The 12,271-nt window shown below is 65.0% G+C and carries 10 protein-coding genes; 5 read left to right on the forward strand and 5 right to left on the reverse strand.

Features of this window, described 5'->3' with window-relative positions; genetic code table 11:
• Window positions 1-63 precede the first annotated feature (63 nt).
• From BFF94_RS35495 to BFF94_RS35505, 3 genes are all read right to left on the reverse strand, one after another.
• Window positions 64-1,926, reverse strand: coding sequence for a cytochrome c biogenesis protein DipZ (locus BFF94_RS35495; protein WP_219140405.1), 1,863 nt, complete (start codon window positions 1,924-1,926; stop codon window positions 64-66).
• A gap of 33 nt (window positions 1,927-1,959) precedes the next feature.
• Window positions 1,960-2,490 (reverse strand): peptide-methionine (R)-S-oxide reductase MsrB, encoded by a 531-nt coding sequence (msrB, locus tag BFF94_RS35500; protein ID WP_219140406.1) that lies wholly within the window; start codon window positions 2,488-2,490, stop codon window positions 1,960-1,962.
• 773 nt (window positions 2,491-3,263) lie between these two features.
• Window positions 3,264-4,076: a hypothetical protein gene (locus tag BFF94_RS35505; RefSeq protein ID WP_128843642.1), complete on the reverse strand. Its 813-nt coding sequence runs from the start codon at window positions 4,074-4,076 to the stop codon at window positions 3,264-3,266.
• Between the two features lie 291 nt (window positions 4,077-4,367).
• Here BFF94_RS35505 and BFF94_RS35510 point away from each other — a divergent pair, with 291 nt between their 5' ends.
• Complete coding sequence (locus BFF94_RS35510) at window positions 4,368-4,622, forward strand: type II toxin-antitoxin system Phd/YefM family antitoxin (RefSeq protein ID WP_128843641.1); 255 nt, start codon at window positions 4,368-4,370, stop codon at window positions 4,620-4,622.
• Window positions 4,613-5,035, forward strand: a complete 423-nt coding sequence (locus BFF94_RS35515) for a type II toxin-antitoxin system VapC family toxin (protein WP_219140407.1) — start codon at window positions 4,613-4,615, stop codon at window positions 5,033-5,035. The genes BFF94_RS35510 and BFF94_RS35515 overlap by 10 nt, the downstream gene beginning before the upstream one ends.
• A gap of 40 nt (window positions 5,036-5,075) precedes the next feature.
• On the opposite strand, the gene asnB is transcribed toward BFF94_RS35515, so the two are convergent.
• Window positions 5,076-6,848, reverse strand: a complete 1,773-nt coding sequence (gene asnB / locus BFF94_RS35520) for an asparagine synthase (glutamine-hydrolyzing) (protein WP_128843640.1) — start codon at window positions 6,846-6,848, stop codon at window positions 5,076-5,078.
• A 1,258-nt stretch (window positions 6,849-8,106) separates the two neighbouring features.
• Between asnB and BFF94_RS35525 the strand changes: the two genes are divergently transcribed.
• Window positions 8,107-8,685 carry a DUF4337 domain-containing protein gene (locus BFF94_RS35525; RefSeq protein WP_128843639.1) on the forward strand — a complete coding sequence of 193 codons (579 nt, stop codon included), beginning with the start codon at window positions 8,107-8,109 and terminating at the stop codon, window positions 8,683-8,685.
• 1,003 nt (window positions 8,686-9,688) lie between these two features.
• Here the strand turns inward: BFF94_RS35525 and BFF94_RS35530 are convergent.
• Window positions 9,689-10,465, reverse strand: a complete 777-nt coding sequence (locus BFF94_RS35530; RefSeq protein WP_128843638.1) for an arylamine N-acetyltransferase family protein — start codon at window positions 10,463-10,465, stop codon at window positions 9,689-9,691.
• A gap of 101 nt (window positions 10,466-10,566) precedes the next feature.
• On the opposite strand from BFF94_RS35530, the gene BFF94_RS35535 reads away from it, so the two are divergent.
• Both BFF94_RS35535 and BFF94_RS35540 read left to right on the forward strand, forming a co-directional pair.
• Window positions 10,567-12,015, forward strand: a complete 1,449-nt coding sequence (locus BFF94_RS35535; RefSeq protein WP_219140409.1) for an aminotransferase-like domain-containing protein — start codon at window positions 10,567-10,569, stop codon at window positions 12,013-12,015.
• A gap of 74 nt (window positions 12,016-12,089) precedes the next feature.
• Window positions 12,090-12,271, forward strand: a 182-nt coding sequence (locus BFF94_RS35540) for a transposase (protein WP_219140408.1), incomplete at its 3' end; no start/stop codon positions are given.

Below are 12,271 nucleotides of genomic sequence, written 5' to 3' on the forward strand. Positions count from 1 at the left end.
CTTCGGAATGCGTTGGGGAAGACGGTGGTCGGGGTGGGGCGGCGTCCGCTGCGGCGTCCGGGTTCAACCAAACGTGAATGCATACGCGTCGACGCCGGGATCGAGAAACTCGATCGCGAACGTGCGGTCGGCGATCGCGCCGGGCTGCCGGACGAGCTGGTACAGGCGCTGCCCGGTGACGGTGCCGTAGCCCTGCGCGTCGACGTCGGCGCCGTGCGCGGCACCGGGCGCCGCGCCGTCGAGCGTTACGCGAAAGCGCACGGGCTGGCCGTTCGCGCCCGGGCCGAGCACGAGGTGCAGGTCGCGCGCATGGAAGCGGTAGACGATCCGGCCGGCTGGGGCTGCGAGCGACGCGCGCTCGGCGCCGACCTGCCACTTGCCGGCAAGGCCCCAGTCGTTGAGTTCGGGTCGGGCCGGCGCGTCGTAGCGGTGCGCCGCATCGCGCACGACGCCGCCCGGCGACGTGAAGTCCTCGGCGCGCGCATAGCCGACATAGGTTTCGGGCGAGCGGACGTCCGCGTTGTCGGCTGCCGCAAGTGCGCCCTTCGCGGGCGTGCCGGCCAGCCCGAGCGGCACGTTCAGCGCTTGCGGATGACCGGCTTCGGCGAGCAGCGACTGGATCGCGCGTTCCGACTGCGCGTATTCGCCTTCGCCGAAGTGGTGATGGCGGATGCGACCTTGCGCGTCGATGAAGTAGTGCGCGGGCCAGTATTCGTTGCCGAACGCGCGCCAGATCGAGTAACCGTTGTCGATCGCGACCGGGAAGTCGATGCCGAGGTCGTGCACGGCCTTCTTCACGTTGCCGATGTCGCGCTCGAACGCGAACTCCGGCGCGTGCACGCCGATCACGACGAGCCCGTACGGCGCGTACTTGCGGGCCCACGCGGTCGTGTACGGCAGCGTGCGCAGGCAGTTGATGCACGAATACGTCCAGAAATCGACCAGCACGACCTTGCCGCGCAGGCCGGCCGCCGTCAGCGGCGGCGAGTTCAGCCACTGCACGGCGCCGTCGAGCGACGGCAGCGTGCCTTCGACGGGGAGTGCCGCCGGCGTCGCGCCGGCGGCGCGCATCATGGCGCTGCCGGCCATCGCACCGCCGCCGGCCTGTGCGCCGTCGGCAGTCGCGGCCATCATCGCGCCGCGGGTCGGGTTGTCGGTGGCGTTGCCCGTCGCGGCCATTGCCGGCGGCGCGCCGTTCGAGCGTCCGCCGAGCCGGTCGACGAGCTTCGTTTCGAGCCCGCCCGTCGTGACGGTCGACAGTTGCGCGAGCGCACCCGTGTCGAGGCCGAGCGCGATCGCGCCGACGCCGGCCAGCAGCGCCGCGCCGATCCCGCGCCGGATCCATTCGCCGGCGCCGAGCGAGCGCTTCATCGCGGCGAACACCTTGCCGCCGATCACGAGCGCGACGCCGAGCGACGTCGCCGCGCCGGCCGCGTAGGCAACCAGCAGCAGCGTCGTGCCGACGCTCGCGCCGCGCAGCGCGGCGCCGGTCAGCACGAGCCCGAGGATCGGGCCCGCGCACGGCGCCCACAGCAGGCCGGTCGCGACGCCGAGCAGCAGCGACGACGCGGGGCCGGCCGGCCGGCCGTCGCGTTGCGCGAAGCCGGTGAGCCGGTTGCCGGCCGCGACGAGCGGGCGCGTCAGGTGTTCCGCGAAGCGCGGCATCAGCAGCGTCAGGCCGAACACCGCGAGCAGCACGATGGCGATCCAGCGGCCGGCCTGGTTGGCTTGCGCGACCCAGCCGCCGCCGACGGCGGCGAGCGTCGCGACGACGGCGAACGTGAGGGCCATGCCGGCGAGCAGCGGCAGGCCGGTGCGCACGAACGGCTGGTCGGCGCGCGCGAACACGAACGGCAGCACGGGCAGGATGCACGGGCTCAGGATCGTGAGCGCGCCGCCGAGATAGGCAAGGACGATGAGCAGCATGGTGCGTTCTCCAGTCGGTCGGGAGGGGCCGGATCAGGCGGCGGCAGGGTGGAAGGCGAGCGCGAGGCCGTTCATGCAGTAGCGCAGGCCGGTCGGCTGCGGGCCGTCGTCGAACACGTGACCGAGATGGCCGCCGCAGTGGCGGCAGTGCACTTCGGTGCGGACCATCCCGAACGACGCGTCGGCGTCGGTGCCGACCGCGTGGTCGAGCGGTTTCCAGAAGCTCGGCCAGCCCGTATGGCTGTCGAACTTGGTGGCCGACGAGAACAGCGCGAGGTTGCAGCCGGCGCACGCGAATGTGCCCTGCCGGTGCTCGTCGTTCAGCGGGCTGCTGTACGGCCGCTCGGTGCCGGCGTCGCGCAGGATCGTGTACTGGGCGGGCGTGAGCCGGCGATGCCATTCGGCGTCGCTGAGCGTGAGCTCAAATCGGGCGGCCGGTTGCGCGCCGGCCGGCGGCGCGGCGAACGCACGGCCGACCAGCGCGCGGCGGCCGGCGGACGACAGCGCCGCGAGCGCGGCGAGGCCGGTGGCGCCGGCGAACAGCAGATGTCTGCGGGTGGGCATGATGGGCTCCTGGAAGCAGGTCCTGAAAACATGCGCCCATCGTAGGCGGCGGCCGGTGTCGAAGTCCTCACGGAAAGTTAAATGAATTGTGATGTCTGGGGTGTTCCGTTGGGGTGCGCTGGAATCCGTCGAAGCTCCAACTGGCAAGGGCCTTCGAGCGGGTGAGCCGCCGATGTTTACCGAGCACCTGTTCACGCCGCGATTTTTTTCTTTTTAGTGTTCGTCGAGAGGCGCGGCGAATCCGGACTTTGGCTTGCCGATCGAATCGGACTGAGACGTGCGTGTTGCTTGACTGCGGTCGCGAATCACACCGAGCGTCTGATGCGCATTGATAGACGGATGAATTTGCAAGCTGGCGCGACCGACGCGTGGTGCGCGTTTGGACGCGGAAGTTTGACGGTTTCTACGTAGAAACTTCAGGAAGCGAATTAGGACGTGCGCCGTTGTGCAGTGAAAGGGCGCTGCGATGCGCTCCGCCGAAGTGCTCCATTCCGAGGCAGGATCCGGTGGAATGAAGGGGGACATAGTAAGGGCTATGTTGCCCTTCATTTCGGGACAACGGGCGAAAGCTTACGCTCGCGGCGGCCTACATCTGGCATTCGGCTGTGACCCTGACCCAAGAAATAGTCCGGCTCAAAAGTAGAGAAATTCGGCATGATGTGTCCGACCGGACATGAAGGCCATGCCATGCCGGCGAGCAACTCCACCGGCAAAATCGCAGCGAGAATCGGCTCCGGCCGGGTTGTCCTTTCGCGCGTCCTAACGCCTGCGTATTAGCGGCACGGGAGCTGCGTTCTCGCTGGCCAAAGATAACCAATGCGCGGTGTCACCACCAACCGCAGGCGGATGTGCTCAAGGAACGCGGCAGCGGTCTGAATGCTCCATTCGGCGGCGGTGTGTCCAACCACCCGGTCGGGGATGAAGGCATTGTTCAGGCCGGTCATCGGGTTGTCGTCAGGGAAATATAGCCGCAGTTGCTGTTCGAGCTTGTTCTGCGGCCATTTGTCGTCTGGTCCACGCATCGTCCGAGCCACCAGCTTGTAGTGCACTAGGGCGTTACGCAGCTGAAGCAACGTGGCCATTGCTTTCACCGGCTCCGCTTCCCGGTCCAGCAGGGGCCGGCGAAATTCCTGCAGCACCTGGTCGTACTTGTCGAGCGTCGGCCAGATCTCGAAGGGCTTGCGTTGGGACTGGCCGCCGCGGCCACCCTTGCCCCGCGGCTTGTGTCTGGGCGGCAGCATGGGCTTACGGTGACGCCAAACCTGCGCCAGCTGGTGCGCTTCTCGTGCGGGCACGCCAAACAGGTTGCTGGTATTGGCGGCCGCGCAATCCGCGAACAGTTCGTTCACGAATGCTTCGACGGCCAACGCACTCATGATGATCGCCGAACTCGCGTAGGCTAGGTGGGGCTCGCGCTCTACAAACCCACTTCGGCCTGCCTTGACCGCCGGTCCGGTTTCGATCGCATGCGCCTGCTGCGCCATCAGTTCGGCTCTCGTCAGATAGGTCGCCGAGAGGTAGGTACGCACGAGGACGGGCGACGCGTCGTTATTCGCGTCACTCGCCGGTTCCTGAAAGGCAATCACGGTGTTCCAGCAATACTCCTGAAGAGGGTGGGGCGACAACGGTCGGATCCAACGTCGTCGAGCGTGGGGCGCCTGCAGAGCCGCCAGGCATGCACCTATCAACGGCCGTGGCGGCGATTAATTGAGGGCCGTAGTGCTTTTTGGTCGAGACAGCGCAAAAAATGCCACATCCGATAACTCCGCTTATCGGCATTGCGTTTAATGCTTGAAAACCCCAAAGGGCCTGGATTCACCCGTGTTCCTATGCGCAAAATACGTATAATACGTATTCATTGCTTCGAGGAGGCTGCCATGCCCACCATCACCGCCACCGAACTGGCGCGTCACACCCGCCAGATCCTCGATCAGGTCGCCCAGCGCCGCGAGACCGTCGTGGTCGAGCGCAACCAGACCGTGATCGCGCGCCTGGTGCCCGCCGATCCCGTCATGAACGCCGCGCAGGCGCTCGAGGGCCTGCCGCAGAGCCTCGGCGCCGACGATGCGGCCCGCTGGTTGCGCGACAGCCGCGCCGGCTTCGACGACGGAGTGCGTGATCCGTGGGCGTGATCATCGACAGCTGCGTATGGGTCGGTCTCGCCGGCGGTACCGTCGACGCGCGCACCGTGATCGACACCGCCGGCGACGCACCGGTGTTCATCTCGACGATCTCGCTGGGCGAACTGGCGTTCGGCGTGCAGTCCTGCGCCGACGCCGCCGAGCGGGCGCGGCGGGGGGCCCATCTGCGTCAGCTCGAGCGGCGCCCCGTGCTCGACGTCACGCGCCACACCGCCGCCGCGTTCGGCGTGCTGGCCGCCGCGGTCAAGCAGGCCGGCCGCTCGCCGCGCCCGCGCTACAACGATCTATGGATCGCGGCGCAGGCGATCGAGCACGGCTACGCACTGATGACGCTGAACGTGGCGGATTTCGCGGACCTGCCCGGATTGAACGTGCGGGTGCCGACCACCGCCGGCACGAATTGAACGGATACGGTGCAGCGCCGCCACTGGGACCCGGAGCATTTCATGGCATGCTCACGCCGTGAACCCGCGACCAGTGCGCCAGCGAGCAAGCCCGAAACATCACGGCGCGCTCTTGCTCGTTCAGCGGGGACGGATCGGCGCAGCGACGCTGCAGCCGGGGTACGTCGAGCAAGCCGGCGATGCGGTCGGCGTCCGTAGCTAGTATTTCGAGCGTGTGCTGGCGCAATGACTCGCCGTTGCCTTGATCCTTGGGTAAGGCCGACTTCCTGCGCAGGCGCACGGCTTCCGGCAACGCACCGCGCGACGCTTCACGCAACATGGCCTTTTCCACGCCATCACGTAGCGCCAGCTCAGCCGGAATGGTGGCAGCCAGGTCCAAAACTTCGGTATCGCTGAAGGGTACGCGCGCTTCCAGTCCATGTGCCATGCCATGGATATCGCCGTTATGCAACAGCCGCTGCAACCAACGATGGCGCACCAGCCATTGCGTGGCGCGCAAACGTGAGGTGGGCGTATGCCAATCGTGTCCGGCTGCGATCGCCAGTTGACGATAGACCTCGCCGTAGTGTTGCAACGGTTGCTCCAGCAAGCCGGGCCGTAGATAGGGATCGGCGGTCAAGCGTTGCAGGATATGGGTCGGATCACGGGTGGCGTGCGGGTCGAGCAGAAAGTGATAACCGTAGTGCGTTTCATCGGCGGCATCGCCCACCAATACCGCCTTGAGGCGCGTGCTGGCGGCTCGCGCCAAGTAATGTTGCGCCAGCTCCTGTTCCCACGCGGGCAGTGCATCGTTTTGCGTGGCCAATTGCAGCAGATCCTGGGCGAGTGCGGAGCGCGTCGGTGCGACGTCTTCACGTGGCAGGCCCAACTCGTTTGCGGCCTGCTCGGCGAAAGGTTGATCATCGGAAGCCACGATCAGCGAACGCGCGTAGTCGTAGCGATGGTGATCTTCAAAGCGAATGGTGAAGCAGGGCGGTGTCGCACCTGCCGCTCGCGCCAGGCCGCCTATCAGCGTGGAGTCGAGGCCACCGCTGAAAAATAGGCCGACCGGTGTATCGGCGATCAAGCTACGCTGGACAGCTGCGGCCAGCCGCTCGCGCAGCGTGTGGGCGATATCGGCCGCCCTGGCAACTGGGTTTTCGGCAATCTCCGGCGCCCAGCGCGATAGCTGCAAGCCATCGCGATCCACGCGTAGCAGATGCCCGGGCGGCAGGTAGGCCATGCCATCGAACATTGGTTGCGCCACGCCGCTGAAGAACGGCGCCACCAGGTATTCCAGCACGGCGTCGATATTCGCACGCGGCGCTTGCATCGCAGGCAGCAGTCCTTTGGCCTCCGAGGCAAACAGGAATTCCGCCCCCTGTTGCAGGTAAACGAACGGCTTGACGCCCAGCCGGTCGCGCGCGGCAAAGGCTCGTTGACGATGGGTGTCCCACACCAGGAACGCGAACATACCGTTGAAGCGCCGGAGACACACTTCGCCCCATACCGCATACGCGGCGAGCACCACCTCGGTGTCGGTGTTCGTGCGGAACGACCAGTGCGCGCTCAGTTCGCGGCGAAGCTCCGCGTAGTTGTAGATCTCACCGTTGTAGACCAGCACGTAACGATGGTCGGCACTGCAAATCGGCTGCGCGCCATGCTCGGCGTCGAGTAGAGCCAAACGGTCGTGAGCAAGCACGGCGTGTTGGTCATGCCATAAGCCCCGGCCATCTGGCCCACGATGCCGTTGTCGCTCGCGCATGGCGAGCACCCGCTCGACCTGTGCCAGCGCCTGGCCGTCATAGCGAATCAGCCCAGCCAAGCCGCACATCAGACGGTCACGCCCAGCTGAACGGGGGCGAGCAACAGCGTGATCCACAGTTGTTGCTGTTCGAAGTTTCTGCTAACAGTAACCACAGATACTGCTAACGGGCAAACTCGTGGTAGCGCCGTCAGCAAAGGCTGAGAGCGACGTTCTTTTCGTATCTGCACGCGTTGCGCTCATGTAACAAAGGGGGATGTATGTGCGAAGATTTTGCTAATGCGCCTTCAAGAGCTTGCAATGTCAGATTTGGCTCATGAGCGGCGTAATGAGGAAAGTCGCTCGTGACAAGAGCATAGCGTGCACGTAACAGATGATCAACAAATTGGGTGCGTGCGCAACAATATACCACTCATCCCAAGCCGGGGGTGCGACTTTAGTGCTTGTTTTACAGGGTGTTGGAGGCTGTCCACATTGAGCCTTGGCGCACGCCTATGCCGCGCTTCAACACCATCGTTTGGAGTTCGGCACACCTCGTGGAAACACCTTGCCAATGGCCTGCGGCTGCTCAGTTCCGCAGCTTGACCTTTGCCGCGCCGCATTAGCGGAATAGTCGGACACGATTAGCGCACGAAGGGACGCCATTAGCAGTATTTACGAAATTCAACAGCAACGCTCTTCCCGCATGCATCGCCCATGGACCGGACGGAGATGCCGCCCGTGCTCTGAACGAGCCGGGCAGCGAATGGATATGGACATTTTGGGCATCGTCACATGCGGAGGCGATGTGCGTCTATTACGAATTCGTCGGCTATGGAAAGTACACATCCCAATCAGACGACGATCTTCTTCGATATCCGCAAGATTGGTATGAGCGCCAGGTCGCGTATTTGAACTGCAAGTGATCGATGCATACGCATCGGCTCAGCGTCCGTGTGAGTCGGTCACGGCAGGCTGCTTCGGACAATAGCCGGCCAGAAGCCGGCCTTTGTTCGCGGCGCGGCCATGACATTCGGGCGGCAGTTCCTCTTCGGAACCGGCCGTTCGAACCGCCAGAACCCCAGCGTCGTCTCAGGGTCGACTGCTGTCGACTCACACTTGGGAAGTGGCAATTCATGCACAATGTCGAACCGTCGCCCCTTTGGCGGGAGTCGGCGTTCAAACAGCGTGAGGTCCGCAGACCATTGTCCGTTCGTTCACACTTTCGCACGAACGGACTGCCCCAACTGAGCTGCGACCCAGCGATAGTGCTACCACTTTTGCTGCCCGCTCCTCACGTGCGTGGGAACCGCGTATAAGCCCTTCAACTCATGCGAACGTTCTTGTTATGCCAGAAGATTTCGAAGTTCACGGCCCGCACGATCATGCAGTAGAGCACCATGCGGCGCATGGAGAAGACCACGGAGCGGCGCGCATCGCTTTGATGACTGCTGTCCTGGCCTGCGTCGGCGCGATTTCCGCATACCAGAGCGGTGCGGACGAGAATTTCGCGTTGCTGCACAAGAACGAGGCCGCGATCCAGAAAACCGAGGCAGCTAACCTGTGGGCCTATTACCAAGCAAAGGGCGAAAAGCAGAATCTAGCCGAGCTCGGTGCGGCCTTGAGCCAGGAAGCGTCGCCGCAAAGAAAGCGTTTCGAAGCAGACGCGGCGCGGTATCGCGAAGAGAAGGAGCCGATCCGCAATCGCGCCGAAGCGCTCGAGCAAGAAGTCGTGAAGAGCAATGCTGCAAGCGAGGAGCGGCTACACCGGCACCATCGTTGGGCGCAGGCCACTACCATCATCCAGATCTCGATCGCGCTTGCTGCGATCACGATTCTCACGCGGCGGAAATGGATGCAACACCTGTCGATGGGTGCTGCCGCGATCGGCGTCGTACTAACAGGGCTGGCGTTCTTCGGTGTGTAGCGGCCCGACGAGCGGGCGCTTGTCGGCCATCAGCTGTCGTCCGACGCGAGGCAGCGAACGCATGGTCTAGGCTGTTCAGAGTCGTTCGCGTCGCCCCAACCGCCATTCGCTCTCGCGTACAGATCCTGACGTCGGGAACCCGTACAGTCATTGAGGGCGCGTCACGATCGAACATCGGGCGGCCATTGACCGGCCAGGCATGTATCACCTTGGCGGACATTTCGAGGCGGCGAAGGTCGAGGGTTACCGCTCGCACATGCGACAGCGCATTGAGTTTTGTCGCGTAGTGCCGCGCTTCCTCGACCACCTGCTGGCCAAGTTGCCGCCGGCGCCGGATTCGGCGCGCTGAATTTTTCCGAGGACGCCGCCGTGCCCCCCAATACTTCCGACGAGCGCGCCACGCGCGCGTCCCGTCCGTGTTCCGGTCGACCACCGCCAAGCGTAGAGCAAAATAATTCCGCCACTCCAGAATCCTCGTGGATCAATGCTTCCGGCCCGCGAGTGACGACTTTATTGACAGTCCCACCAAAACAATGGCGTCAACTCGCCTGCGTCCGTATTAAGTTTGTCAACCCGCGTAGAGGGCCGCGAGTTCCGGCAGTAAGCTCCTGATTTCTAGATCGATTCCCGACGCACAATGGGGTCCGTTACGACGCAGAGTTCGGACGGGACACTCTTTGTCTCAAAGCTAAGTCCGCCGGTGGTGGAATGCAGAGTTGTGGGACAGCCGGGGCCGGCTGTATCCGGCTGCTTTCGGCAGCGGATTCGGCCGTGGGATCAACCGCCGGCGTATCTCGGAGCCTCTCCGGACTTGGGCCATGCTGGCCTCGGCGCGGCGACAACGTGCTCGCCACACAATGAGCCATCGACTTCAATGGCCATTGGTTGCGTCAGCTCGAACCAGCGCCAACTTGACTGAGAAGAGGACGATCACTGTCGCCACAGGTGTCACTTTGTCCCGCCGTGGGCTTGCTTGATGCCTCGGACACCTTCTCTCACAGCATCACTGACGGACACAAGGGGGCAGTCCGAAGCGGTTTTCCAGCACTTGCGCAATCTCCCCTTCCGCCAGTTGCCGCTTCTCGGTGTGCCCGTCCGTCACCGTCTTGAGCACGTCGCCCAGCAGGATCAGTCGCCCGTCCGGCCGGTGCAGCACCACCAGCAGCTTCTGCACAAAGATGGCCTCGGGATGGGTGGAATTGAGATAGTTGGCCGGGACGAAATCAATCCACTCCTGGGGCGACAGGTCGAAACCGTACTGGTTCACCCACTCGCCTTCCACCTTCGCCTTTAGCAGGTAGTCACCGCACGCATCGCGGCTGAGCCGGAAGGTGTCACAGTCCTGCACGACGTCGATGTCGAGCTGGTTCAGGTCCATCGGCTCGCGGATGCCGTAGCTGCCGAAGCCCAGGTCGCACAGCCAGCGCCGCCCCCCGACCTCGGCGATCAACGCCATGTGGGTGCGCGGCCGGCGCGCCGGGTAGAACATCGGCCGGGCGGCGACAAGGCGGTAAGAGATGCCCAGGGCCGCCAGTGCCATGGCGAACAGCCCGTTGACCTCGTAGCAGTAGCCGCCACGACCTTGCCGCAGCAGTTTGTCGGCGATGTCCTCGGGTACCAGCGAAACGACCTTACCGGCCTGCACATCCAGGTTCTCGAATGGCACCGAGAACAGTTGGTGGCGCATGAGCGCATGCAGCGTGGCGGTATCGGCGACGGTATCGCCGGTGTAGCCGATGCGTCGGAGATAGCTGGGAACGTCGAAGTTGCTGGCATGCATATGACTGGCTCCTGGTGTGGGTGATGTGTTCTCCACGATAGGCTGAATACGGGGTCATCTGTATAGTCAGATTTATCCAAAACCAGATTGCACAGATGGCGATGCCCGTCTCCTCCTCATCCCCAGCCTCGCCCCACTACCGCCGTATCGCTGAGATGCTGCGCCAGACCCTGGCCTCCGGCGCGCTGCGCCCCGGCGAGCGGGTGATCTCTGCGCGCAAGCTGGCCGAGCGCGAACAAGTCAGCCTGCCGACGGCGCTGGAGGCACTGCGCTGCCTGGAGGCAGAGGGCCTGATCGTCGCGCGCCCTCGCTCGGGCTACTTCGTCCGGCAAGCGGCCAAAAGCCAGGCCGTGCAGCCGTCCCGTCCATCGCCGCGCCCCGTTCCGGTGACGATGTCGGCACTGGCGCGCTCGCTGTTCAGCAGCGCCGATGCCCGCCTGGTGCCGCTCGGGGCCGCGCTGCCCGATCCAGCCTGGCTGCCCACGGCGGCCCTACAACGGTCGCTGCTGGCGGCCGGGCGCCGGCTGGACGCGCATGGGCAGAGCTACAGCTTGCCCCCAGGCCGGGCCGACTTGCGTGGCCAGATCGCGGCACGGGCGGCGCAGTGGGGGGCGCGCTTCGGCCCGGACGAACTCGTCGTCACCGCGGGGGCGACGCAGGCGCTGCGCCTGGCCCTGCGTGCGGTGTGCCGGCCGGGCGATGTGGTGGCGATCGAGCGCCCGGCCTACTTCGGCACGCTCCTGCTGCTGGAGGACCTGGGATTGAAGGCGCTCGAAATCGCCACCGATCCCCGCGAGGGCCTACTGCTGGCCCCGCTTGCCGAGGCTATCGAGCGCCACCGGCCCGCTGCCGTGCTGGCCTCGCCCACGGTGCAGAACCCGCTGGGCGCCAGCATGCCTGTCGCGCGCAAGCGAGCGCTCGTGGCGCTTCTCGCGCATGCCGGCGTCCCCCTCATCGAAGACGACGTGTATGGCGACCTGGCCGGCGAGGGCCAGCGGCCGCCGGCCTGCAAGGCGTTCGACCGCAGCGGCCATGTCCTGTACTGCGGTTCGCTGTCCAAGACGTTGGCGCCGGGCTGGCGCATCGGCTGGATCGCAGCCGGGCGCTACCACCCGCAGGTGCTGCAGGCACGCCAGGCCGGAGACTGGGCCGGCGTGCCGCTGCTCGAAGCCGCGACGGCTGACGTGCTGGCTAGCGGCGACTACGACCGGCATCTGCGGCGCTTGAGGTCCCGCATCGCGGACGCGGTACGGGCCGTCACCGCGCGGGTCGAGGTGAGCTTCCCCGAGGGCACGCGCGTCTCGGCCCCGCGTGCCGGCTTCCTGTTGTGGGTGGAGCTGCCACGACAGGTCGATGCGCTGGCGGTGCATCGCAGCGCACTTGCGCTGGGCATCGGCGTCAGCCCCGGCCCGCTGTTCTCCCCGCGGGCGGATCTGCCGAACCACCTGCGGTTGAACTGCGCGAACGAACCCACGCCGCGCCTGCTGGGCGCGGTGGAGCAGATCGGCGAACTGTGCCGCCGGCTGGCAGCACAGAGTCCGGCACGGTAGCATTCAGACTAGTCTTACTGTGTCAATAAATTCATGCCATTATAGGAACTTCTTTATCCATGGCGTGAGGAATGATGGACTGGGAGACGTCATTCGAGGCGTATCTGGAACATTTGTGTGAAGCGCTTGGGCATAACGACCGTGAATCAGGATTGAAGGGCTATTGCCAAGGGCTAATGCTGCCAATTCGGCGCAAGAGCGTCGAGCCGCTGGCCGCACATCTGGAGCCAGAGCATGTGAGCGCGCGGCACCAGTC

The organism is Burkholderia catarinensis (assembly GCF_001883705.2).
Taxonomy (GTDB): Bacteria; Pseudomonadota; Gammaproteobacteria; order Burkholderiales; family Burkholderiaceae; genus Burkholderia; species Burkholderia catarinensis.